The sequence below is a fragment of the Xanthomonas nasturtii genome (assembly GCF_023337365.3).
Lineage (GTDB): Bacteria > Pseudomonadota > Gammaproteobacteria > Xanthomonadales > Xanthomonadaceae > Xanthomonas > Xanthomonas nasturtii.
Genome location: NZ_CP142084.2, coordinates 238,274 through 262,479, shown reverse-complemented (window position 1 = coordinate 262,479; position 24,206 = coordinate 238,274). Strand labels below are relative to the sequence as shown.

The 24,206-nt window shown below is 65.9% G+C and carries 21 protein-coding genes and 1 pseudogene; 6 read left to right on the top strand and 16 right to left on the bottom strand.

Annotated elements, in window-relative coordinates; all coding sequences use genetic code 11:
- Positions 1–6: 6 nt before the first annotated feature.
- From M3O59_RS01090 to poxB, 4 genes are all read right to left on the bottom strand, one after another.
- Positions 7–786, bottom strand: coding sequence for a hypothetical protein (locus M3O59_RS01090; protein ID WP_064630428.1), 780 nt, complete (start codon positions 784–786; stop codon positions 7–9).
- A 298-nt stretch (positions 787–1,084) separates the two neighbouring features.
- Positions 1,085–2,428, bottom strand: coding sequence for a sigma-54-dependent transcriptional regulator (locus M3O59_RS01085; RefSeq protein ID WP_116905161.1), 1,344 nt, complete (start codon positions 2,426–2,428; stop codon positions 1,085–1,087).
- Entirely contained in the window at positions 2,413–3,855 is a 1,443-nt protein-coding gene (locus tag M3O59_RS01080) for a sensor histidine kinase (protein WP_116905162.1), read from the bottom strand. The genes M3O59_RS01085 and M3O59_RS01080 overlap by 16 nt, the downstream gene beginning before the upstream one ends.
- Positions 3,856–3,900: 45 nt before the next feature.
- Positions 3,901–5,610 (bottom strand): ubiquinone-dependent pyruvate dehydrogenase, encoded by a 1,710-nt coding sequence (poxB, locus tag M3O59_RS01075; protein WP_181920463.1) that lies wholly within the window; start codon positions 5,608–5,610, stop codon positions 3,901–3,903.
- A 373-nt stretch (positions 5,611–5,983) separates the two neighbouring features.
- Between poxB and M3O59_RS01070 the strand changes: the two genes are divergently transcribed.
- Positions 5,984–6,580, top strand: a complete 597-nt coding sequence (locus M3O59_RS01070; RefSeq protein WP_064630436.1) for an OmpO family porin — start codon at positions 5,984–5,986, stop codon at positions 6,578–6,580.
- A 275-nt stretch (positions 6,581–6,855) separates the two neighbouring features.
- On the opposite strand, the gene M3O59_RS01065 is transcribed toward M3O59_RS01070, so the two are convergent.
- The 6 genes and pseudogenes from M3O59_RS01065 to M3O59_RS01040 form a co-directional block, all read right to left on the bottom strand.
- Complete coding sequence (locus tag M3O59_RS01065) at positions 6,856–7,881, bottom strand: NAD(P)H-dependent glycerol-3-phosphate dehydrogenase (RefSeq protein WP_116905181.1); 1,026 nt, start codon at positions 7,879–7,881, stop codon at positions 6,856–6,858.
- A gap of 15 nt (positions 7,882–7,896) precedes the next feature.
- A complete protein-coding gene (secB, locus tag M3O59_RS01060; RefSeq protein WP_039565876.1) occupies positions 7,897–8,409 on the bottom strand; it encodes a protein-export chaperone SecB in 513 nt (170 codons plus the stop codon).
- A gap of 109 nt (positions 8,410–8,518) precedes the next feature.
- On the bottom strand, positions 8,519–8,953 hold the full coding sequence (locus M3O59_RS01055; RefSeq protein ID WP_064630438.1) for a rhodanese-like domain-containing protein: 435 nt from the start codon (positions 8,951–8,953) through the stop codon (positions 8,519–8,521).
- Between the two features lie 75 nt (positions 8,954–9,028).
- Positions 9,029–9,451 carry a hypothetical protein gene (locus tag M3O59_RS01050; protein ID WP_116905163.1) on the bottom strand — a complete coding sequence of 141 codons (423 nt, stop codon included), beginning with the start codon at positions 9,449–9,451 and terminating at the stop codon, positions 9,029–9,031.
- A gap of 29 nt (positions 9,452–9,480) precedes the next feature.
- Positions 9,481–9,951: a YiiD C-terminal domain-containing protein gene (locus tag M3O59_RS01045; protein WP_064630444.1), complete on the bottom strand. Its 471-nt coding sequence runs from the start codon at positions 9,949–9,951 to the stop codon at positions 9,481–9,483.
- Between the two features lie 130 nt (positions 9,952–10,081).
- Positions 10,082–10,468: pseudogene (locus M3O59_RS01040) on the bottom strand (glycosyltransferase family 25 protein); the annotation flags it as partial.
- Positions 10,469–10,675: 207 nt separating this feature from the next.
- Between M3O59_RS01040 and M3O59_RS01035 the strand changes: the two are divergent.
- The 3 genes from M3O59_RS01035 to M3O59_RS01025 all read left to right on the top strand — a co-directional run bounded on the left by M3O59_RS01035 (position 10,676) and on the right by M3O59_RS01025 (position 13,795).
- The gene (locus M3O59_RS01035; protein ID WP_116905164.1) at positions 10,676–11,452 is read left to right on the top strand and encodes a uroporphyrinogen-III synthase; all 777 of its coding nucleotides are present in this window, start codon (positions 10,676–10,678) and stop codon (positions 11,450–11,452) included.
- Between the two features lie 103 nt (positions 11,453–11,555).
- Positions 11,556–12,533, top strand: coding sequence for a uroporphyrinogen-III C-methyltransferase (locus tag M3O59_RS01030; RefSeq protein ID WP_064630448.1), 978 nt, complete (start codon positions 11,556–11,558; stop codon positions 12,531–12,533).
- Positions 12,530–13,795, top strand: coding sequence for a heme biosynthesis protein HemY (locus M3O59_RS01025; protein WP_116905165.1), 1,266 nt, complete (start codon positions 12,530–12,532; stop codon positions 13,793–13,795). The genes M3O59_RS01030 and M3O59_RS01025 overlap by 4 nt, the downstream gene beginning before the upstream one ends.
- Before the next feature lie 192 nt (positions 13,796–13,987).
- On the opposite strand, the gene M3O59_RS01020 is transcribed toward M3O59_RS01025, so the two are convergent.
- A complete protein-coding gene (locus M3O59_RS01020) occupies positions 13,988–14,530 on the bottom strand; it encodes a hypothetical protein (RefSeq protein WP_116905166.1) in 543 nt (180 codons plus the stop codon).
- A gap of 107 nt (positions 14,531–14,637) precedes the next feature.
- Positions 14,638–15,933 carry an acetyl-CoA C-acetyltransferase gene (locus M3O59_RS01015; RefSeq protein WP_116905167.1) on the bottom strand — a complete coding sequence of 432 codons (1,296 nt, stop codon included), beginning with the start codon at positions 15,931–15,933 and terminating at the stop codon, positions 14,638–14,640.
- Between the two features lie 88 nt (positions 15,934–16,021).
- Between M3O59_RS01015 and M3O59_RS01010 the strand changes: the two genes are divergently transcribed.
- Positions 16,022–16,906 (top strand): hypothetical protein, encoded by an 885-nt coding sequence (locus M3O59_RS01010; RefSeq protein WP_064630456.1) that lies wholly within the window; start codon positions 16,022–16,024, stop codon positions 16,904–16,906.
- A 1,327-nt stretch (positions 16,907–18,233) separates the two neighbouring features.
- The gene (xopAG, locus tag M3O59_RS01005; protein WP_283161164.1) at positions 18,234–19,751 is read left to right on the top strand and encodes a XopAG/AvrGf1 family type III secretion system effector; all 1,518 of its coding nucleotides are present in this window, start codon (positions 18,234–18,236) and stop codon (positions 19,749–19,751) included.
- 131 nt (positions 19,752–19,882) lie between these two features.
- Here xopAG and M3O59_RS01000 read toward each other — a convergent pair whose 3' ends face one another.
- The 4 genes from M3O59_RS01000 to M3O59_RS00985 form a co-directional block, all read right to left on the bottom strand.
- A complete protein-coding gene (locus M3O59_RS01000) occupies positions 19,883–20,530 on the bottom strand; it encodes a superoxide dismutase family protein (RefSeq protein WP_064630547.1) in 648 nt (215 codons plus the stop codon).
- A gap of 48 nt (positions 20,531–20,578) precedes the next feature.
- The gene (locus tag M3O59_RS00995) at positions 20,579–21,181 is read right to left on the bottom strand and encodes a superoxide dismutase family protein (protein ID WP_064630459.1); all 603 of its coding nucleotides are present in this window, start codon (positions 21,179–21,181) and stop codon (positions 20,579–20,581) included.
- A 493-nt stretch (positions 21,182–21,674) separates the two neighbouring features.
- Positions 21,675–23,105: a nitrogen regulation protein NR(I) gene (gene ntrC / locus M3O59_RS00990; RefSeq protein WP_064630462.1), complete on the bottom strand. Its 1,431-nt coding sequence runs from the start codon at positions 23,103–23,105 to the stop codon at positions 21,675–21,677.
- A complete protein-coding gene (locus M3O59_RS00985; RefSeq protein WP_064630465.1) occupies positions 23,098–24,153 on the bottom strand; it encodes a two-component system sensor histidine kinase NtrB in 1,056 nt (351 codons plus the stop codon). Before M3O59_RS00985 ends, ntrC begins: the two co-directional genes overlap by 8 nt.
- Positions 24,154–24,206: the final 53 nt, after the last annotated feature.

Genomic DNA, 24,206 nt, shown 5'->3' with positions numbered 1-24,206 from the left:
CGCGGATCAGCGCGGCGGCGGCGCAGCCGGTGGCACCGGCGGTGCCGGCGGTGCGGGTGGCAGCGGGCCATCCGGACGCGGCGGGTTGAACAACGCCCGTTGCGAGGCGCGGTCGCGGCCCACCTGGGTGGCTTCGATCGCGCGCCCTGCGGTGGTGGCGACACCGAAGCCGCGCACGCTCAATGGCGCGCCGGTGCGCAACAGGTCGCCAAGTTGCAATGCCAGATGCGGCGGCATGCGCACCACGGTGCCATCGCTCAACAGCGCACCATTGGTTTCGCCACCCGGCCCATACACCAGCCGCTCGATGCGGCCCTCCGCCTGCAAGGGCGTCAACGCGGCAGGCGCCGGCGGTGCGGGCGGCAGGGCAGCGCTGGGCGGACGGTCTACCACCTCGCGCCCGCCGCGGGTGGAACGGATGCTGCTGGCACGCAGCACCGGCAGGCTGCCCAGGCGATAGCCCTGCACGGCCACCGCATCGCCACGGCGCACGGCGGCCTGCAGCTCGCTGGACAGATGCGGCGCAAACGCCACCTGGGTGCCGTCGCGCAGCCACAGGCCATCGACCTCGCCATTGGGATTGAGCATGAAACGCTCGACGGTACCGTTTACCTGCACCGGCGTGGCGGCCACGGGCGCTGGCGGTGCGGGTGGCATTGGCGGCGGTGGCGGGGCGCCGACCGGCGGAGGCGGTGCAATCGCTGCGGCGGGTGCTGCAGGCACCTGCGCGGCGGCCGTTGCCACGCTGCAGGCCAATGCAAAAGCAAGTGCGGTCTGACGCATCATCAGGTGTTCTCCAGAGCGGCAGGAGCGCCGCTTGCGGTAACTACAAAGCAGTAACTGTGCCAACGTCGAAATCCTTTGGTTTCAAGGGGTTTGTGTTGCTGGAACGGCACATAGGCGTCTGCATTCCAGACAGGTTGTCCGCTTTGAAGACACATGTGGGCCGCACTACCCATCGGTGTCGTGATCTGGACGCATTGCGCAGCGCCACGACGCCGCATCTGGATGACCTCACTCCTCAGCGGCCAGGCAGCAGGGATGACCAAGCGCGACGCCACGCGCCGCATGCAGCGCCCGGCCGTTACTGCAACCCATGCTCATCGAGCTTGCGATACAGCAACTGCCGGTGAATGCCGAGCCTGCGCGCCGCTTCGGCGCGATTGCCGCCGCTGTGCGCCAGCGCGGCCTGGATCATCTGTTTCTCCAGGCGCGCCACGGCCTCGGGCAGGCTGACATCGCTGGGCACTGGTGCGGCGTGCCGGGTGGCCGTCTCGCCGAGTGCTTCGTCCAGATCCTCGGCCTCGATCCGGTGGCCGCGCACCAGCAGCTGGCTGCGTTGCATGACGTTGCGCAACTCGCGCACGTTGCCTGGCCACGGATGCGCCAACAGGCGTGCCTGCGCCGCCGGCGACAGTGCACGCGCGCTGCCATGGCCACCACGCAAAAAGTAGTGCGCCAGCAGCACGATGTCCTGCCCGCGCTCGCGCAGCGGCGGCAGCTCGATCGGCACCACATTCAAGCGGTAGCGCAGATCGCTGCGGAATTGCCCGGCCGCCACCCACGCTGCCAGATCGCGATGGGTGGCGGCCAGCACGCGCACATCCACCTTCTGCGCGCCGCGCCCACCGAGCGGCGTCACTTCGCCTTCCTGTAGAAAGCGCAGCAGCTTTGCCTGCATCGGCAGCGGCATGTCGCCGATTTCGTCCAGAAACAAGGTGCCGCCGTCGGCTTCGCGAATCAGACCGATGCGGTCGCTGGTCGCACCGGAAAAGGCGCCCTTGCGATGACCGAACAATTCGCTTTCCATCAACTCCAGCGGAATCGCCGCGCAGTTCACCGCGACAAAAGCCGCCTGCGCGCGCGCACTGGCGCGATGCAAGGCACGTGCAGCCAGCTCCTTGCCGGTACCGGTTTCGCCGGTGATCAGCACCGGCAACTCCGCGCCGGCTGCCAGCCCGATACGCTTATGCACCATGCGCATGGCCGGGCTCTGGCCAACCAGCGCATCGTCGTCTTCGGGCGCCGGCATCTTGTCATCATCGGCAAACGGCGCATCTGCGCGGCTCGCCAACGCACGCTCCACCACATCGACGATATCGGCACGCCCCACCGGCTTGACCAGGTGATCGAAGGCCCCCAGCGTCATCGCTTCGATGGTGTTGCCGCTGGACGCATACGCGGTCAGCATCACCAACGGCACCTTGCGCGCGTGCGCATTGTCCAGGCGTGCGCGCAGCACCTCGATGCCATCCATGCCGGGCATGCGGAAATCCACGAACGCCAGCTCCAGCCCGCCCTCGTTCAAGCGCGCCACGCCATCTGGTCCGTTATCGACCGCAATCACGGTGTGCCCGAGCGAGCGCAAGGTCGCCTGCAAGGTCGCCAGAAACGCTGCGTCGTCATCGATGATCAGGATGCGCGCCATGGCAGCTCCAGAATGAAATGGGTCACGCCATCGGCATGCGTGTAGTGCACCTGGCCGCCGTGCGCGCGCGCGATCTCGCGCACCAGCGCCAGGCCAAGCCCATTGCCGTCGCTGCGCCCGCTGACGAACGGCTCGAACAGCTGTGCGGCGATCGGCGCGGCAATCGCCTCGCCGCGATTGGACACCTGCAAGCGCAACGAGTGTTCGCTGGCGGTGGCCTCCAACCGCACGCGTGTACCTGCGGCCGCGTGCTGCAGCGCGTTGCGCAGCAGGTTATGCACGGCGCGCTCAAGCTGTTGCGGGTCGAAGGTCCACTGCAGCGGCGTGTCCGGCACCTTCAACTGCGGCGCTGGCAGGCCCGGCGCTGGCAGGCCCGGCTCCAGCACGCGCGCCAACCAGTCCTGCACCAGCACCGTCTCCAGCTGCAGCCGGATCGGCTGCACCATGCCGAGCAGGCTTTCGACCACCCCATCCAGCCGGCGAATCTGCCCCAGCATCAACTCGCCATGCGCAGCATCGTCCGGCGTGGCATCGCGGCGCGCGATCTCGTTTTCCACCGCCAGCCGCATGGTGGCGATGGGGTTTCGGATTTCATGCGCGACCGTGGCCGTCATGCGCCCGAGTGCAGCAAGCCGCTCGTGCCGCGACAGCTCCTCTGCGAGCCTGCGTGTTTGTGCAAGCGCCTGCGCATTGCGCTGCGCATAGTCGGTGACCGCGGCGCCCAGGCGGTCAAGCTCCGGCGCACCGGTCACCGGGATCTGCGGCGTTTCGGTATCGGCGGCCAGCGCCTGCTGGATGCGCTGCAAGCGCTGGCTCCAACGCCGCACCACCACACCCAACGCAATCGCAGACACCACCACCATCGCAAAGATCAGCAGCATGCCGATGGCCAATGGCCGCCACGCATCCGAAGTGCTGGCCGGCACCCGCGACATGGTCCATGCAGCAGTTCCCGCGGCCAGCGGGCAGGCGCTGATCAACACCACTTCGCGGCTGCCATCGCGACGGAACTGCACCGGCGTGTTGCCCACTGCACTTTGCCGCGCGGTCCCCACGATGCTGGTCCACTCGGCCGCAGGGATATCGGTCTTGTGGTCGCTGCCGTCGTAGGTGGGATAGGCGTAGGCAATGAAACCCTTGTCGACATTCCACACGCCGCCTTCCACCCCGGGCGCATCGGTTAACACGAGTTGCACCACCACTGCCGCCAACCCTGCACCGTTGTCGCCACTGCGCGCCGCTTCGCTTGCGCCGGCATAGCGCTGCACGATGCGCGTGCACTGGTCGGTCAGCTGCTGGCGCGCCTGTTCCAGCCGCACGCCCTCGGTCTGCCGGTACAGGCCATACAACATCGTGGTCACGCCCACGCAAGCGGCCACGATCACCACCCAGATCAGCAGCAGTTGTCGCAGCAACGAACGTGGCATGACAGGCGATCCGAAGAAGGTCGGCCGATGATAGAGCTCGCCGCGTCAGCGCAGGTTGGTCTTGACCAGTTCGATCACCTCATCGCCGCGCCCGCTCATCACCGCCTTGAGCAAATACAGGCCCATGCCCTTGGCCTGTTCGAGCTTGATCGCCGGCGGCACCGCCAGTTCCTGCGTGGCGATGCGCACATCCACCAACGCCGGGCCGGAATGCGCAAAGGCTTGCCGCAATGCACGTTCCAGCTGCGATGACTCATCCACGCGAATGCCCAAGATGCCCATCGCATTGCTCATCGCGGCAAAGTCCGGGTTGCGCAATTCAGTGCCGGTATCCAGGTAGCCGGCGGCCTTCATCTCCATCGCCACGAATCCCAGCGACGCATTGTTGAACACCACGATCTTCACCGGCAGGTTCAACTGCGCCAGCGAAATGAAATCGCCCATCAGCATCGCGAACCCGCCATCGCCGGAGAGCGAGATCACCTGGCGCCCTGGAAACGCCGCCTGTGCACCCAGCGCCTGCGGCATCGCGTTGGCCATCGAGCCGTGATTGAACGACCCCAGCAAGCGACGCTTGCCGTTCATGCGCAGGTAGCGTGCAGCCCACACCGTCGGCGTGCCGACATCGCAGGTGAACACCGCATCCTGGTCGGCAATCTGGCTGATCAGCCGGGTGACGAACTGCGGATGCAACGGCTCGCCCGGGTCTGCCGGCACCGCCAGGTCATCCAGTCCTTCGCGCGCCTTGCGATAGTGCGCAAGCGATTTTTCGAGGAACCCACGTTCTTCGCGGCGCTGCAACTGCGGCAGCAACGCGGCGATGGTTTCGCCCACATCCGCCGCAATGCCCAGCTGCAATGGCGTGCGCCGCCCAAGCGCGCTCGGGTCGCGGTCCACCTGCACGATGGTCGCGTCCTTCGGATAGAACTGCCGGTACGGGAAATCCGTGCCCAGCATGATCAAGGTGTCGCAATTGAGCATCGCGTGATAGCCGGAACTGAAACCGATCAAGCCGGTCATGCCGACGTCGAACGGGTTTTCCCACTCCACGTGTTCCTTGCCGCGCAGCGCATGCACGATGGGCGCACCCAGCGTATCGGCCAGGGCTACCACCGCGTCATGCGCGCCGGCGCAACCACTGCCGCACAACAAGGTCACCGCCTTGCTTTGCTGCAACAACTCGGCCAACTGCTGTACATCCGCGGCGGCAGGCAGCACGCGCGGCTGGCGCAGCGGCGGCCAGGCGGTAGACACCTGCTTGCCCATCTCCAGCAACGCGATATCACCCGGGATCACCACCACCGCCACACCTTGCTGCAGGATCGCCGAGCGCATGGCCCGATGCAGCACTTCCGGCAACTGCGCCGGGTTGGTCACCAACTCCACGAAATGGCTGCACTCGCGGAACAGTTCCTGCGGATGGGTCTCCTGGAAATAATTCAGGCCGATCTCCGAGGACGGAATGTGCGCGGCGATCGCAAGTACGGGCTGTCGGCTGCGATGACAATCGAACAGCCCGTTGATCAGATGCAGATTGCCCGGCCCACAACTGCCTGCACATACCGCCAGCTGACCGGTCACCGCTGCCTCGGCACCCGCCGCGAACGCAGCTACTTCCTCGTGACGCACATGCATCCACTCAATGGTTTGCATCTCGCGCAAGGCGTCGGTCAAGCCATTGAGGCTGTCGCCGGTCACACCCCAGATCCGCTCCACCCCTGCGCTCTGCAGCGTCTCGGCCAGAAACCGCGCCACTGTCTTTTTCTTCGCCACGATGCAGCTCCACAGGTCTGTTCAACAGGAGCGCAATGCTCCCAGCGGTCGTGTCAGTACAATGTGCTTGCGCCAGCTGTGAGGGCGAAAAAGCTGTAAATGCTGCTCTTTATTTTGTCTTTCTGCACGTGCCTCGCACCATTGCTGGGCAATCGCTAGGCCGTCACGCTTTGCACGTGCGCTATGCGCTCGTCTCTGCGCCACACAAAAGCGCAGCTGAATCTGGCGCGATGATTCATCAACCGGTCAGTCCAGAATTCATGTCGCGTTCCATCGAATAACGGAGAATTTACATCTCGGCAGCGAACGGCATCCGCCTCAGCGCCGGCCCAAACCATAAGTACAGGTATCGATCATGAAGAACTCACTGCTGGCCCTCGGCCTCCTCGCAGCCCTGCCGTTTGCGGCCTCCGCTGCTGAAAACATCTCCTACAACTTCGTCGAAGGCAACTACGTGCGCACTCCGACCGAAGGCCGCGACGCGGACGGTTGGGGCGTGAAAGCCTCCTACGCCGTCGCTCCGAACTTCCACGTGTTCGGCGATTACAGCAAGCAGACCGCTGATGACAACAACGGCGTGTTCCAGAGCACTAATTCCGACTTCCAGCAGTGGGGCATCGGTGCGGGTTACAACCACGAAATCGCAACCGCCACCGACTTCCTGGCACGCGTGTCCTATCGCCGGCTGGATCTGGACACCCCGAACATCAACTTCGACGGCTTCAGCGTTGAAACCGGCCTGCGCACCTCCTTCGGCGAGCATATTGAAGTCTATGCCCTGGCTGGCTACGAAGATTTTTCGGAGAAGCGCGGCATCGATCTCGATGACACCTTCTACGGCCGCCTTGGCGCCCAGGTGAAGTTGAACCAGAACTGGGGCATCAACGGCGACATCCGTATGGATGGCGACGGCAACAAGGAATGGTCGGTCGGCCCGCGCTTCAGCTGGTAAGCCGCACGTTTGACTGCAGCGCGACTCTCTCCCGCGCTGCATCGGAAGCCCGGTCCCACGACCGGGCTTCTTTCTTTTGGGCGACCGGGTGACGGTTCGGTGCGGCAGATGCGTCATGTCGCATCTGCCCAGGATGGAGTTTGGCAGGCACGAATACCTGCCGCAGATCCGCCGCAACGGCATGTGTACGCACAACAGTCAGCAAACAAACGCCCGGCATTGCCGGGCGTTTTGTTATGCATCTTCGCCATAGGCGCCAACGCGCTGCCGCGTGGTCAGGTAAACAAGGTCTGCGGATACTCGGGCTTGCGCTCGCGTGCCAGCAATTCCTTCAGGCCTGCTTCCGGAGTGATTTCGCCGTGCAATACCGCGCGCACGGCGTTGGAGATCGGTAGCTCGATGCCGTGGTGCTCGGCCTGGCGCATGACCTCATCGGCCGTTTGCACCGATTCGACCACCTGGCCGATCTCACGGATCGCATCGTTCAAGCTCTGCCCGCGCCCCAACGCCAGGCCCAGGCGACGGTTGCGCGACAGATCGCCGGTACAGGTGAGTACCAGGTCGCCCAGACCAGCCAGGCCCATCAAGGTTTCCGGACGCGCGCCAATCACCGCCGCCAGGCGCAGCATCTCGTTCAAGCCACGCGTGATCAGGCCGGCGCGTGCATTGAGACCGAGTTGCATGCCATCGGCCACACCGGTGGCCACCGCCAATACGTTCTTCATCGCGCCGCCCAGCTCGGCGCCCACCATGTCGTCGCCGGTGTAGGCGCGAAAGGTGGGCCCGTGCATGGCGTCTGCCACCACTTGCGCAAACGCCGCATCGTCGCCGTGCACGGTGATGGCGGTCGGCAGGCCGAGCGTGACTTCCTTGGCGAAGGACGGCCCGGTCACCACGGCCAGCGGAACGCTGGGGCCGAGAATGTCGCGCGCCACTTCATGCAGGAACCGCCCGGAACCGGGTTCGAAGCCTTTGGTTGCCCAGGCAACGCCGGCACCCGACGGGCGCAGCGGTGCGATCAGCCGGATCGTCTCGGTGAACGCATGCGAGGGCACCACCACCAGGATCCAGGCGGCATCGGCAACCGCTGCCGGCAGGTCGGTGCTGGCACGCAGGCTGTCGGGCAGTGGAATGCCCGGCAGATAGCGCGCGTTCTCATGCGTGCGGTCGATGGTGTCCACCATCGCCGCATCGCGCCCCCAGAGCACGGTCGGGTGACCGTGTCTGGCCAGCAGCGCGGCCAGGGCAGTGCCCCAGGAGCCGGCGCCGAGGACGGCGATCTTCTGTTTCGAATCGCTCATCGGCGCGATCAACGCTTAGGCGTTGCCAGCCGGCTCGGAATCGGCCAGCGAGGTGCCTTCGCCCTGACGCTGACGCAGGGTTTCTGCATACAGCGCTTCGAAGTTGATCGGCTGCAGGTAGAACGGCGGGAAACCGCCGGCCTGGATCAGGTCGCTGACCAGGGTGCGCACGTACGGGAACAGGATGTTCGGGCACTGGGTGCCGAGCAGCACGTCGATCGCCTGCGGCTCCAGGCCGACCAGGCCGAACACGCCGGCCTGCTGCACTTCGGCCACGTAGGCGGTCTTGCCACCAGCGGTGCAGGTCAGGGTCACGGCCAGCACGACTTCGAAGGCGTTGTCGTTAAGGCGCTGGACCTTCTGGTTGAGGTTCAGCTGCAGCTCGGGCTGGTTGGCGTCATTGAAGACGGCCGGGGCATTCGGCGATTCGAAAGAAACGTCCTTGACGTAAATCTTTTCGATGGTGAAAGCGGGGCCAGCAGCGGCGTCGGCCGGCGCAGCGGCGCCGTTGAGGATTTCGTCGGACATTCCTAACTCCAAAAACGGTTCGGTGGATGCAGCGTTGAGTGATGCAGACGTGAAAGTGCGAGTCTCTCACGCCAGCAGTGGGGGCTTGCCGGGCGCCGCACAAGGCGGATCAGCGGCCCTTGATCAGTGGCAGCTCGGCCATTTGCCAGGCGGCAACGCCGCCTTCGAGCCAGTACACCTGTTCGAAGCCGGCTTTCTTCAGCGTCTTGGCTGCGCCTGCAGAGGTGTTGCCGCTGCGGCAGACCACCACCACCGGCGAGGCCTTGGCATTGACCAGCAGCTTGCTGGCCGGGTCGAACTTGGCCAGCGCCACATTGCGGCTGCCGGCGATATGGCCTTTTTCGAAATCGGCGGTGGGCGACAGGTCGATCACCAGCGCGTTTTCGCTGTTGATCAGACGGGTCAGCTCGGCCGGCTTGAGCGCGCGATAGCCGCGGAACAGGCGCGCGACCTCGGTGACGATCAGGGCAATGGTCAGGCCCACCAGGGCCAGCGACAGCATGGGGTTGCGGCCGACAAAGGCCTGCAGCTCTTCGAAATTCACGGGGTCAGGGTCAGGCGAGCGGGCGGGAATTGTCGCACAGCTGGCGTACGCGACGCCCAGCGCGCAGGGGCCGGGCTACTGGCCCCTCCACAGATCGGGCAGGCCGCTGGTCAGCCACCAGCGCTTGTGTTCGGGGTTCCAGCGCCAGATCTCGATGCTGCGCACCAGCCGTTCGGCCTGGGTATTGCGGTTGATCACCCGCAGCTCGACCTCGCGGCGCAGGTCGCCGTTGGCGTCTTCGCCCACGCGCAGCTCGCGGTAGCCGGAGATCTGCACCTGTTCGTAGCGCGAACGTTCCAGGTCGCTGAGCGGATGCGCCTGGGCGTAGGCCGGTTCCACGAAGCCCAGCGCGGCGTCGAAATCGTTCCAGCGCACGGCGGCCGTATAGGCGGCCTGGGTGGTTTCCAGCGCGCGCGCCTGGGCACGGCTGCCGGCGTGGACCACCCCGCTGATCATCGCCAGCCCAAGCAGCACGACCGTTGTGATGACTGCACGCATGCGTATTCCCCCCAGATCCAGCCCGCATCCTACCGCTTTGGAAACGCCACGAAGCGCCCGCTCAAGGTAGCCGCCGCGGCACCCGAGCCCAGCGCGATCTGCGCGCGCATGCCGATACGCGCCTTGCCGCGCTGCCGGAAGGTGGCCAGAAACGCCTCCCAACTTCCCAGGTCGGATGGCTCGGCATTGGCCACCAGGTCTTCGTAGACCGGCGCGACATAGCGCAGCTGGCTGTCGGCGACATAGACATCGGCGCTATGTCCGGCCAACTGTAGTTGCAGGGTCAGCCAGCCCCAGCTGGCCAGGGTCATCAACGAGGCCAGGCTGCCGCCGAACGCATTGGCCTTGTCGTTGACGTTGGCCTGCAGCGGCGCGCGCAGGCGCAGCGCACCATCGTGCAAGCCGTCGACGGCGATGCCCATCGACAGCACCGGCGGCATGGCGATGAACTGCTGCTGCAGCGACTGCAGGGCGGATGCGAGCGTGCAAGAAGGAGTCATCGGCAAAGACTGAAAGACGGCGAAGGGCGGCATCATGCCGCAATGTTCTGCGAGCGTCTTGTGCACTCGCATGACATGCGGTACCGCATGGTGAACGCGACACCGCCGGTGTGCTGCACATGGGCCGGTATGGCTCCAGCCGCACGATGCCGTTGCCGCCCGGCAGCCAGTCGGTGCTGCGCAGCAGCGCCGGCAACGCATCGGACAGATGCATGTCGTCTTCGAAAATGGCGGTGTAGGCGTCATCGGAGTCGGCCGCGATGCGCCATGCCACCTGGTGACTGAGAAAACATCCGATATTGGATGCTGTCCACTTGCGCGGGCCGGTGCTGAAGGCATCGACGGAACCTTCCAGTGGGCGATCACGCACGAAGTCTGCGATCTGCTCGGCCGACAACGTTGCGCCGTCGACGGCGGCAATGCGCTCGAACGGCATACCTAACGCATGGAAGCGTGCCGACATGGCCTGCAGCCGGTCGCTGCTGCGCTGCATATTGATGAGGTAGGACTTGATCACGCTGCCACTCCAGCTCGATTCTCGTGGCGGATCGTGGGCACAAGCAGTCAGTGGCAAAGACCCCGGCACGAGGTTCTGGCCGCACAAACGCAGGCATCAGGCTGAGCAGGCTCGCAAGGTCACACGAGGCGCGAGGATCAACACGGTGTCAGCGCGATCGGGGGGCAATGCCCGCCCGATACGTCACGGCTCTCGCATAATCACTAAATGACACCCCACCCCGCAGCTGCCGATGCCTGGACCCTGATCTCGCTGCGCCCCAGCGGCGACCATGCGCCATTGCGGCGCGCGGTTGCGCGGCATGGCGGGCGTGTACTCGCACTGTCGCCGTGGCGCTTGCAGACCAACGACACCGCGCAGGCGCGGGACGCCTTGCGGCAGGCGCTGGCAGCGCCGATCGCGGTTTTCACCAGCCCGGCGGCGGTGCAGGCGGCGCATCGTCTTGCGCCGCTGCATCGGCCGGCGCAGGCGCACTGGGTCAGCGTGGGCGACGGCACCGCGCGCGCATTGCACGCCTGTGGCATCGACAGCGTGGTGCGCCCCGCGCGCATGGACAGCGAAGGACTGCTTGCGTTGCCGCTGCTGCAGGCGCCACTGCAGGCGGTCGGGCTGATTACTGCGCCCGGCGGACGCGGCATGCTGGCACCGACGCTGCAACAGCGCGGTGCACGCATCCTGCGCGCCGATGTCTATCAACGCGTTCCGCTGCGCCTGCGCGCATCGGCAATACAGGCGTTGTCGCTTGCACTGCCGCGCAGCGTGCTGGCATTGAGCAGCGCCGAGGCACTGACGCTGGTCCTGCAACAGCTGCCTGCCGAAGCAGTGATCGCGTGGCAACCGCGTCCGGTGGTCGCGTCCAGCGATCGCATGCTGGATGCCGCACACGCGGCCGGCTTCGTGCATATCACGCGCGCGGATGGCCCGTTACCCGTGCAGCTCGCCGCTGCTGCGGCCTCGGTCATGACACCACCGCGACCTTGCTGAACTGCGAACTCAAGCACAGCTTGCAGGTGTCAGCCGCTGCACGCCATGCTGTATCAGATGACTGCGGCGCCTGCGCCGGTCGTGACCGCCCGAGGATGCCCGAATGACCGAAATGCCCGCTCCCACGCGACGCTTTCCCTTGGCATGGCCGCTGCTCGCGGTTGCCGTGGTGGCCACCGGCGTGGCGCTGTTTCTGGGCTGGCGCGCATGGCAGGGCTATCAGGCCGCACAACTGCAGGCCGCGCAGGCGCAGCAGCAACGCTGGGACGGCACCCAGCAGATGCTGGAAACCTTGCGCCGCGATCAACGCCTGGCCAACGAGCGCCTGCAGGATGCGGCGGCCACCAATCGCGTGCTGCGCGATGAAATGCTCGGCCTGAGTCAGCGCAGTGCGCTGCTTGAAGACACCGTGCAAAAGCTGGCCGACCCCAACCGTCACGGCGCACAGGCGCTGCGCCTGGACGAAGTGGAACTGCTGCTGCGGCTTGGCCAGCAGCGGCTGAGCATCGCCGGCGATGCCGATGGTGCACGCCGTGCCTACGCACTGGCCAACGGCGCGCTCAACGGCGTCGACGATCCCGGCTACCTCAATCTGCGTCAGGCACTGGTGCAGGAGCGCGACGCCCTGGACCGCCTCGGTGCCGGCCCGCAGGCGCAGGTCGGCCAGAGCCTGGATAGCTTGGCTGCCGAGTTGCAGCGCCTGCCGGAGCAGACCGCACAGGACAGCGATGCGGCGCAGCCGTGGTGGCAGAAAGTGCTGGCGCCGTTGGTGGACATCCGCCCCAGCCGCGGCGATGCCTTGCTCAGCGGCGGCGACCGGCATGCCGCGCGCGATGCGTTGCAGATTGAAATCAGCCTGGCACGCGCCGCAGTCGAACGTGGCGATGCCGTTGGCCTGGCGCAATCGCTGCGCCGCGTGGATACCTGGACGACCCGGCTATGGCCGGAGTCGCCGCAACGCCGTCAGCTGCGTGCACGCCTGCGCAGCCTGCAACAAGCGCCACTGCGTCCGCGCCTGCCGGAACTGGGCACCACCCTGCTGCAACTGCAGGCCATGCGTGAAGGGAGATCCACCCAATGAAAGTGTTGCGTACCGTCTTGATCCTGTTGGTTGCCGTGGCGCTGGGCGTGCTTGGCGCGCAGTGGCTATCGCACCAGAGCAGTTACGACCTGGGCAACGTGGCGGTCAGTGTGGGCGGTAACGACTACCACGCCGCCATGCCGCAGGCGCTGCTGATCCTGGTGATCGCCCTGCTGGTGCTGTGGTTGCTGTGGACCTTGATCAGCCTGCCGTTCCGCGTGTGGGGCAAATACCGCCGCAAGAAGGGCCGCGCGCGGTTGATCGAAGGCCTGCGCGCTGCCGATCATGGCCAATGGCAGCGCGCCGAGCGGCTGCTGGTCACTGCCAGCGAAGACGACGAAGTCAGCGGCATTGCACTGGCGAGCGCAGTCCGCGTGGCCGATGCACGCGGCGACGAGGCGTCGGCCAACGCGCTTGCACAGCAACTGGCCGAACGTGACCCCACCGCACATGCGCTGCTGCAAGGCGAACGCTATCTGGCGCGGCAGCGCCCGGTGGAAGCGATCAATGCACTGGATAGCGCCAACGCGCAGCCATTGCCGGCACGCGGCCTGCTGCTGCGCACGCATGCGCTGACCCAGATCGGTCGCGCCGATGAAGCCTACGGCCAGCTCGGTGCCCTGCGTCAGCAGGCGGTGCTGGCGCCCGATGCCTACAGCACGCTGGAAGCCACGTTGGCCGAGCAGACCCTGTTGCAGGCCGGCGATGCCAACGCACTGGCCGAGCGCTGGGAAGCATTGCCCAAAGCATTACGCACCACGCCGGCGGTGGTCGGCGCCTATGCGCAGCGCGCGGCCGTGCTGCATTGGGACGATGCGGCCGTGCACAGCCTGGAACAGGCGCTGGACGCGCACTGGGATGAATCGCTGGTGCGTTTGTACGGCGTGCTGCCGCTGGAAAAATACGATTCGCGCCGCGCCAGTGCGCAGCGCTGGCTGACCCAGTATCCGGACAGCCCGGGCCTGTTGCTGACCCTGGCACGCCTGGCACGTCACCAGCAGCAGTGGTCGCAGGCCGAGGAATTCCTGCATCGCGCGGTGGCCAATGGCGCCGGCAGCGAGGCCTGGGAAGAGCTGGGGCACGGGTTTGCCGCATCCGGCGATCTGCTGTCGGCACAGCATTGCTACGCCAATGCCTTGCGCGCTGCACGTGGCGAGCCGGTACTGGAGGGCATGCCGCAGCAACCGCTGCGCGAGCCGATGGTGGCGGCGTACGACTCCCCGCAGGTTGATCCGCGCGCGCCGGATGACCGCGTGCTGTAATCGATCGCCTGTGATCAGTATCGATTCTGCGGCGTTGCGTGGAGTCACTGAGAGCCCCGGCATGTCCGGGGCGTTTTGTCGGTCCGGGCCTGATCGGGGCGCTGCCTCACTGCCCCCTGCCTGTCAGGACATCTGCAGCGATGGCAACGTCCCAAAGACGCTACGAATGTCTCTGCAGATGCGCACCGCAAATCACCAATTGCGCGATCCCCACGGTGGCGCTGGCAGCGCCTGCAGGAACGCATCGCAGGCACCCAGGAAACGCGCCTGTTCGTGGTCGACCGATTGCGGCGATAAAACGCGCGAGCCGAGCCTGCCGATCAACAGCATGACCGCCATCACTACAGCGCCGGTCAGCCAGCCGATCGCGCCGTCCAGCGCCAGGCCGCCTGCCAGTAATGGCACGACCGATGCCCTCGTGATCACGACATAGCGGACTCGGCGCCGCTCGTGCCGGGTGCACACGGTCAGCACATGCGCGCTGCGCTTGCGCAGCACGATGGCCAGGATCACATACGGCAACACCCCCATCAGCAGCGCCAGATAGATCGCCGGGTGATGCCAGTGAAAGATATGGCGACGCGGCGAGTTGTCGGCCGGCGCATTGCACTTGACGCAATGCTGCGGCAGATTGGCGCCCGGCATGCACACCAGTACATCGCCCTCGCGCCACACAGCGCCATGCGCCGGAGGCAGGTAGAGCGTGGGTGGTTCGCGTGACTCGACGTTCAACATCCATGCGTCCTTGCAGGGTGGGGATTGGGGATTGGGGATTCGAAAGAGCGGGTTTCGCTTTTGCGAATCCCGCAATCCCGAATCCCAAATCCCGTCGCGGCAGCAACCTAGCGCTCGACGATGGCCACCACGCCCATGCCGCCGGCGGTGCAGATCGAGATCAGCGCGCGTCCACCGCCACGTTCTTCCAGCTGTTTGGCAGCGGTGGCCACCACGCGCGCGCCGGTGGCGGCGAACGGGTGGCCGGCGGCCAGCGACGAGCCGAGCGGGTTGATCTTGTCCGGGTCGATGCGGCCCAGCGGCGCATCCAGGCCCAGCCGGTTGCGGCAGTAGTCCTCGCTTTCCCACGCGCGCAACGTGCACAGCACCTGCGCGGCGAAGGCTTCGTGGATTTCGTAGATATCGAAGTCCTGCAGGGTCAGGCCCTGGCGCGCCAGCATCTGCGGCACCGCGATGGTCGGCGCCATCAGCAGGCCTTCGCCATGCACGAAATCCACCGCCGCCACCTGCGCGTCGCGCAGATAGGCCATCGGGGTGTGGCCGTGCGCCAGCGCCCAGGCTTCGCTGGACAGCAGCACGGCGGCGGCGCCATCGGTGAGCGGAGTGGAATTGGCGGCGGTGAGTGTGCCGCGGCCGGAGATCTTGTCGAATGCCGGGCGCAGGGTGGCGAGTTTTTCCAGCGAGGTGTCGGCACGCAGGATGTTGTCGCGCGAGACGCCGCGAAACGGGGCGATCAGCGAATCGAAGAAACCGCGCTCATACGCTGCCGCCAGCTTGTGGTGCGATGCCACTGCCCATTCGTCCTGCGAATCGCGCGAGATGTTCCATTCCTTGGCCATGTCCTCGCAGTGCTCGCCCATGCTCTTGCCGGTGCGCGGTTCGGCCACGCCGGGGAATTCGGGCTTGAGCTCGCCGAGCTTGAAACCGCGCAGCAGCGCTTTGAGCTTGTCGCCGGTGGCCTTGGCACGGTTGGCGGCAAGCAGCCGCGCGCGCAGCTTCTTGCCGTAGACGATCGGCACCTCGGAGGTGGTGTCCGAGCCGCCGCCGATGCCTGAGTCGATCTGCCCCAGCGCAATCTTGTTGGCGATGGTAATCACCGAATCCAGGCTGGTGCCGCAGGCGCGCTGCAGGGTGATGCCCGGGGTCAGCGGCGACAGGCCAGACGACAGCGCCGCCTCGCGTGCCAGGTTCCAGTCCGAGGAGTGCTTGATCACCGCGCCCATCGCCACTTCGCCCAATTGCTGGCCATGCAGCCCGAAGCGCTCGACCAGCGCGCCCAGCGTGCGCACCGACATGCCCAGGTTGCCCACGTCCGCGTATGCGGTGTTCTGACGACAGAACGGGATACGAACGCCACCCAAGATGGCGACGGGACGGGCTGCGGGCATCGGTTGACCTGGCATGGAGGACTCGGGGACATGGCCTGCACAGGGCCGGCAGGCATAATGGCCGCAGTGTAGCTTCGACCCCGTGATGGGCCAACCGCGAATCATGAGCAAGACCGAACACGGCGTAACCGCCATGGGTGTAATGGCGCTGGAATTGAGCGGCGGAAGCGCGCCCGAGCGCGGCGCATTGGCGCCCGAACAGGCCGGCATGCTGGCCGAACGCATTGGCCGCGACCTGGCGCAGTGGATTCCCGACATCCGCGAGCTGGAACTGAGCGTGGCGCTGGCGCATTTCGACCCGGCCGAAGTGCTGCGGCCCGGCTGGCCGCTGCACCGGCGCCTGGAAGAGCTGCAGGCGCGCGCACCAGGCCGCAACCAGGGCCCGCGTGTGTTGGCCTTTGGTGCCGACGCGCAGGGCGAGATTCCGCTGCCGTTCCAGGCCGATGCGCAACTGACCGGTGGCGGTTTGCGCGTGCTGCCGTTCCTGCTGTCCGGCGATGCGGAGATCGTGGCGAGCGTTGCCGATGCGATGGAAGAAGTGCTGCTGGCCCAGGGCATGGCCCAGGCCGACACCGCACTGCTGGCGCAGGAGAGCTTCGGCGCACGCATCGAGCACGCCCGCTATCTCACCGCGCACGATCTGGCGGCCATGATGTCGATGCAGTACGACAACCAGGGCCTTGCACCGCTGTGGCCGCTGATCGAAGCCGCCCTGCTCGCCCCCGACAGCGAAGAATGGCTGCAGCAATCGCCCGAGCCAGTGTTGCGCTATGTCGATGGCGAAGTGCGTATCGCATTGTTCGACCCGGCCGGCTGGTGCGATTACTACGCGCACGACCGCGAGAATTGCGAACGCCTGCGCGGCGTGTACGAGCAATTCCTCTCGCGTCAGCGGCAGATGGCTGCGGTACTGGAAGCGCACGGGTTGCCGGTGCTGTACGTGCATGTGGAGCCGGATCAGGATCCGCGGCAGGCGCTGGCTGCATAAGCCCGACGACCCGCGTCACCGCTCCTGCATTGCGTGATTCGGGAGGTGGGATTTACATGGCCGATGCAGCGCGATGCACGCATGGCCGCCTTCGCGGTTGGGCCTGGCAAGGCATTGCAGCTTTCGTGCAGGCCAGCAGCGCTGGCATCGTCACTTCGCGCGGCGGCACGATTCCCCCACAGGATCAGCCAGGATGTACGCAGGACGGGCTGGGCGGCGTCCACCGATGCCTTGCCTGCACGGGAAGCGTATTCGCAGGCCCGCAAAGTACCCATCGGGGCCTGCACACGGTCGCCCGGTGATGGCGATGGCGTGTATTTCCACTACCCAATCGGCCCCTAGTCGCATTGGCGACGCCAGGCGCGGGCCAAACGGCTGAGCGTTCGCGCAAACGATGACGGTGATATCGCGCGTTGCAACGCTGGTTGCTCGCCATGCTGCATCTATTCATGACGTCATGGAAGCATGGCCAGACTCGCCCGCCGACACGGCTGCACCGCGATCGCCGCGCGTGGCACGTGGCACGTGAAGTTGCAGACAGGCGTCGCAAACCGCGCTCTGCAACTCTCCCCGCCTGGGGCGCCCGCGCGCATTGCGACGACCTCGGCAGCGCACTTCGACGCTTGCCATCTCCAGCGCGGCGCATGACCCGTCAGCAAGCAGTCGTCAGTGCTGGGGCGGACGGCGCGCAGGGATCGAAGTAGACACGTGGCACATGCCGATTCCGAGCACCGGCATGCCCTTCTGGCGCCTGCAGAGTAGTTGTTAGCTGCTCTTAGCCATCGAACGATTCCAGATGGGGCAATACCCATCCTGATCTTCAATCCCCCTACCTGCATGTCTTGGTCAATATTACGCGTGCATGGCTTTGCCGAGCCGCAGTGGATCGATCGACCGGATGCGATAGATGCCGCTCAGCGCACCCGCTCGTTTATGACACCACGTCTTCGCGGTCGAAATGGATGCGCGCCTAGGCATCAGGCACAGTCGTGGCGCGATTCGACGGAAGCAGCCCGCATGGCGCCACGCTCGGACTTCGGCTGCTGCGATCACCACTGCGTCCAGCATCGACATTGCCGGCAGACATATCGAAACGGTTTCAGCACTCCGCAACGACGCGCGCGACTAGCCAAACCATGACGTAACCGCAAGCTGATTGGCCGCCGTTCTCTACTGATGACCCAGCGCGAATCAACGTGATCGGGAACACGCAACCACACATCGCGACACTCCGCTACTCGACCAACCGCCTTTTCGCCGCGACGCTTCGCCGAGTCTCGACTCAACCAGTACAACTGGTCTCTATTCTGCATTGAGAGGACACATCATGCGCACCAAGACCACACAAACATTGACCACCATTCAACGACATCTTGCCTCCACCCCCTCGCCAACGCAGCACCCGTCTGCGTCGTCGCTAACATCGCCGGGCGCCAACGAAACGACCGGTTTGCTGGGGGCCTTACCCGCCCGAAAAGCCAGGCAAGCAGTGCAAGAAGGCCCACATCAGGAAAACGGCGGACGCGGGAGAAACTGGGCCTCTCGGGTCGCCAAATACGCGCTGGGAATGGCGGGCGCCGGCTATGTTGCAGACAACTTTTTCTTGTCCACGACCGCACTGGTCGATGGCAAAGCCGGGTTTACCAGCAATGATCGCCTGGAAAAGGCATGTGCAAAAGCGGAGGAATATCACGCTCGGTACCACAGCGCCACCGAGGAAGAACGCGCATCCCATGGCCGTCCTTTCGTCCCAATCAAGACATGCGGGTCCAACCAGTTCGCCACCATGAGCGATTATCGCGCGGCAACCAAGGTCCATGTCGGCCATCTGTTCGACACCAAGAATGCACGGGAATCGCTGCTGACCAACCTCAGCTGTCTCAAGGGCGAGCGGATCAAGCAGGAGTGCATCGCCAAATATGCGCCTGCGAACGTCCCGGCCGACCCGGACCTGAGCAAGAGCGAACTCTACGACAAGAAAAACAAGTACTCGCTGGCCGGCGTACCCAACGCCAGAACCGGAGCAAGCGGTTATACCTCGCGCTCCATCACCCAACCCTTCATCAACCGCGGCATGCAGCATTTCAAGCAGGCTTCGAATAGCGATGCGGCGCTGTCTCTCAAACAATGCATGGAGTCGCTTCAACGCGCATTAGATGGCAATGACACGCTCGGCACACAAGCACAGCACGCAGCCGGCCAGACAATCCTGAATTTCCGGCAGGTCTATGCGGCCGACGAGCATTGGGGCCACCCGGAGAAAGTCATCATGAAGACCCTGATCGCAAACGGGCTGCTGTCTCAGGAGCAAACCGACAGGATCGATGCGACCTTGATGTTCGAAGATCCCTCCATCAGTGTCCTGAAGAGAAACACCAGCATCGCCGGGCCGTTTCTTCAAAAACTGGAAACGAAGATTCAGTCCAGGCGCCTACGGGATCAACCCGAAGCGCTTGCGGACTTCACGGAGATGGCAAAGCAGAAAAACATGGAAGGCCTGCCGATCGCGCACTTCAAACTCAACGCCGAAGGCACCGGCTTTGAAGACTGCTCCGGTTTGGGCGACTCGTTCACCAGTGCAAATGCCGTTGCGTGCATCAACCATGCGCGCTTGATGAGCGGCGAGCCACGCCTTTCGAAACAGGATGTCGCGGTGGTGGTTGCCTGTCTCAATGCCGTCTACGACGACGCAAGCAGCATCCGGCATTCGCTGCATGAAATCGCACGCGGATGCTTCGTGGGCGCTGGCTATTCCACCGAGGACGCCGATACGTTTTATGAGCGGATTTGCAAAGATGCTGCGCAGGCTTTCTATGCGGGAAAATCGATGATCAGCAGCGACTAGAGCTAGTTAGCCAAGCTCTGCCCACCTCCTCGGCACTGGGCGCGACACAGCACCGGGGGCGCATTCCACATTCGCGATGGTGTGCACTGACGCGTTGCGCCGCGGCGTGGACTGCGGCGCAACGCGTGCGCTTACTTGGTGGCAGCCTGCGCGTTCTCGGTAGTGATCACGCCGCAGGCCAGACGGCCACCAGCGTTGCCGGTGGGCTGGGTTTTGTAGTCGTCGGCATCGGCATGCACGATTACCGCGTGGCCGGCGATATCGAACTGGTCGGCCTTGCCCAGATTGACGTTGCTCGACACCGGGCCGTCGATACTGGCATTGCCCTGCGCATCGGCGGTGATGTTGGGCATGTCGCCACCGTGGTGCGGGGCGGCGCTGACGTTGCCGTGATCGGACTGGGCCGGGTTGAAGTGGCCACCGGCGCTGCTGCCGTCAGGGGCACTGCAATCGCCCTTTTCGTGGATATGGAAGCCGTGCTCGGTGTTGGGCTTGAGGCCGCTGAGCTGGCCGGTGACGCGCAGCACACCGTCGACGGTCTTGAAGGTCACCGTGCCTTTGACGTCATTGCCCTTGGTCGGCTTGAGCTCGGCGGTAGCCGTGGTGGTGGCCGCCGCTTCGGTGACCATGGAGGCGGCGTGTTCGCCACCATGCGCCGCTTCGGCCGGGGTGCTGGCCTGCGGTGCGGGTGCCGGGTCGGCCGGTGCCGGCTCGTCGCGCTTGCACGCGGTCAGCACCAGGGCGGTGGCCAGAAACAAGGTGGTCGGAAGAATGCGCATGGAGTACTCCTGAAGATAGGCCGCGGCTGCGGCCATGGATGCCCTGACTCAGGGCTGCGAAGGGGGTGTGCGCCATTGGGTGACGCGAATGACGCCACAGGCCAGACGTGCGCCGGCGTTGCCGCTGGGCTGGCTGCGATAGTCGTCGGCATTGGCGTGCACGATCAGTGACTTGCCGATGACATCGCTGGGCGCGCCATCGCCCAGGCTGATGCCGGACAGGATCATGTCCAGATGCACCACGCCTTCGGCATCGGCGCGCAGATTGTCCATATCGCCAAGATGGTGCGCGCCATTGCCGGCACGCCCGTGCGGTGCCCCGCTGGGGTTGAAATGCGCGCCGGCGCTGCTGGCATCGGCTGCGCTGCAGTCGCCACGTTCGTGGACATGGAAGCCGGAGACCCCGCCCGGGCGCAAGCCGCCGACGGTGCCGGTGAGGCGGATGCCTTGCAATGCCGGCACCAGCACCACCCGGCCACTGACCAGGCTGCCCGAGGCCGAGGCCAGCACGGCTTCGGCCTGCTGCACCGGGCGAGCAGGCACCACCCGGGCCACCGGCGGCGGCGGAGCCTTCGGCGGCGGCGGCGTGCTGCTGCAGGCGGCCAGCGCTACAGCGGTAATGGCAACGATCGTGGGCGACCGGTAACGCATCGAGCAGTTCTCCTGATCAGGCTGAAACCTATGCGGGCGCATGTTCACGTGTCATGAAATGCGCGCGCGGCTAGTGCAGGAGTTTACGGGGTTGGTGTGGGCGCCCGCGGCAGCGCGACCCGTCGCGGCCCGCGCTGCGGAGGCGCTGTGCATGCCAACGAGGCAAGGATGGCGTCGCGCGGACGCTGTACTGATCCTTGTAGTGCTGTACGAGCGATGCCTGGCGTTGACACGCCTTCAAGCTGCACGCATTCAAGCTGCATGTGCTTGCGATGGAGGTGTTATTGCACACGGACCCTCACCCCAACCCCTCTCCCGACGGGAGAGGAGCTCAACGCTGCGTGTGATCTGATACGCGATTGCGGTGAGCCTGCCCATGCCTGTGCATTTGTCCTTCTCCCATCGGGAGAAGGTGCCCCGCAGGGGCGGATGAGGGTGCGCCTCGAGCATCTGCTAGACAAACGCGCTGCCATACCTTCAGAAATGTGAGACATCAGCGGCGTTTGCGCCCGGGGCCGAGTTTGCGGGTGACGGTGTTGCGGCCCAGGCCCAGGCGGGCGGCGGCTTCGGCGCGGCGACCCTGTGTGAGTTGCAGCGCGGCTTCGAGCAGGGTCTTGTCCAGGCGTTCGCGGGCTTCGGCGTGCAGGCCCTGGGCGCCTTCGCTCAGGCGCTGCGCGGCCCAGCTGGAGAGCATGTCGTCCCACTGCCCGTCGCTGCGGCCGCTGCGGTGACGACGCCCGCCGCGCGCCAATGCGGCCTCCACATCGACCACGTCGATGATGTCGGCGGTGGCCAGCGCGGCCAGGCGCCAGCACACGTTTTCCAGTTCGCGCACATTGCCGGGCCAGTCGTACTGACGCAGGTCTTCCAGCGCGGCCGACGACAGCCGTTTGGGCAGCATGTCGAGCTTGCGCCCGGCCATGGCCAGGAAGTTTTCGGCCAGCTGCGCGATGTCGCCGCGCCGTTCGCGCAACGGCGGCAGTTGCAGCCGCACCACATCCAGGCGATGCAGCAAATCGGCGCGGAAGCGCCCTTGTTCGACCAGCGCCTCCAGGTCTTGGTGCGTCGCCGCGATCACGCGCACATCGACGCGGATCAACTCGCGCCCGCCGACGCGGAAGAATTCGTTCTCTGCCAACACGCGCAACAGGCGCGTCTGCAGCGGTAACGGCATGTCGCCGATCTCGTCCAGAAACAGCGTGCCGCCATCGGCTTGTTCGAAGCGGCCGATGTGCCGTTTGGTGGCGCCGGTGAAGGCGCCGGTTTCGTGACCGAACAACTCGCTTTCCAGCAGCTCGGCCGGAATGGCGGCGGTGTTGAGCGCGACGAAGGGTTTGCGCGCGCGCGGCGATTCATTGTGCAGCGCGCGCGCGACCAGTTCCTTGCCGGTGCCGGTTTCGCCGTTGATCAACACCGACAGCGGCGCCTGCGCCAGGCGCCCGATGGCGCGGAACAAGGCCTGCATCGCCGGGGTATCGCCGATCAGCGCGGCCGAGCCCTGCGCCAGCGGCACCCCGACCAAGGCGTCGACCCCGGCGTCGGCATCCGGCAGCGCGCGCGCGGCCAGGGCCACGGCATCGTCCAGGTCGAAGGGCTTGGACAGGAACTCGTGCGCGCCGCCGCGGAAGGCGCCGGCAGTGCTGGCAACGTCGGTGTAGGCCGACATCACGATCACCGGCAGCTGCGGGTGTTTGGATTTGAGCTTGTCCAGCAGGGTCAGGCCGTCTTCGCCGGGCATGCGCACGTCGGTGAACAGCAGGTCCGGGGTGGGCCGCATGGCGAGCGCCTGCAGCGCGGCGGCGGCACTGTCGAAGCCGTCCACCGCATAGCCGGCATCGCGCAACGCGGTAGACAGCACGAAGCGGACCGAACGGTCGTCGTCGACCACCCAGATGTGGTGGGATGCGGCGGCGGCCTCAGCCATGCAGATGCTCCTTGTCATGATCGCCGGCCAGCTCGGGCAGCAGCAGGGTGAAAACGGTATGGCCCGGACGCGAGCGATAGGTCAGCGTGCCGTGGTGTTCGCGCGAGACCTGCTGGGCCAGCGCCAGGCCCAGCCCGCTACCTTCGGCGCGGCCGCTGACCAGTGGCAGGAACAGGTGCTCGGCCAGTTCTTCCGGCACGCCGCCGCCGTCGTCGATGATTTCCAGGCGGAGCGACATTGCATGCACGCGGTCGCGGATGCGCTGGCCATGCTCGACGCGGGTGCGCAGGGTCACGCGGGTGGCGCCGGCCTGGAAGGCGTTGCGCACCAGGTTCCACACTGCCTGGGTCAGGCGGTCGCCATCGCCGAGGATGTCGGGAATGCTGGGGTCGTAATCGCGCTGCACCTGCACCGACCAGCCACCTTCGGCTTCGGCCAGGCGCAGCACGCGTTCGAGCACCACATGGATATTGAGGCGGTCGTGCGGGCGCAGCGGGGTCGGCGACAACAACCGTTCCAGCAAGGTGTTGAGGCGTTCGATCTCGGTGCCGATCAGCTCGATCAGCTCACGCTCGTCTTCGTCGCGCCCGGCCGAGCGGCGCGCGAGTAGCTGGGCGGCGCCCTTGAGCCCGGCCAATGGGTTACGCAGTTCGTGCGCCAGGCCCTTGAGTGCTGCGCTCAAGGCGTTGGGCAAGGCGTGGGTAGGATCGAGCGCAGGGAATTCGTCGACCGGGTGGGTTTCCAGCAGCCAGCCGCCGTCGTCCAGCCGCGACAGCCAGCCCTCGGCAAAGCGCGGCGCGTCGTTGGGCAGGCCCAGGGCCAGCCGGTGCAGGCGCAGCACGTCGCGTTCGTCGTTGAGCAGAAAGCGCGCCAGCGCGTCGCCCTGCACCTCCAGCGCGGCCAACGGCTGGTCGACCAACCGCCGCGCACTGACCCCGAGCCAGCGCGCGAACGCCGGGTTGACGCCCAGCAGGCGGCCCTCGCGATCGGCCCAGGCCACCGGCGTGCCCAGGCTATCCAGCGATGGCATGGAAGACGACGTCACCATTGCACCAATTTAGTGCAAGCAGCATCGCCTCGCGCGAATGTCGCGCCGAACGA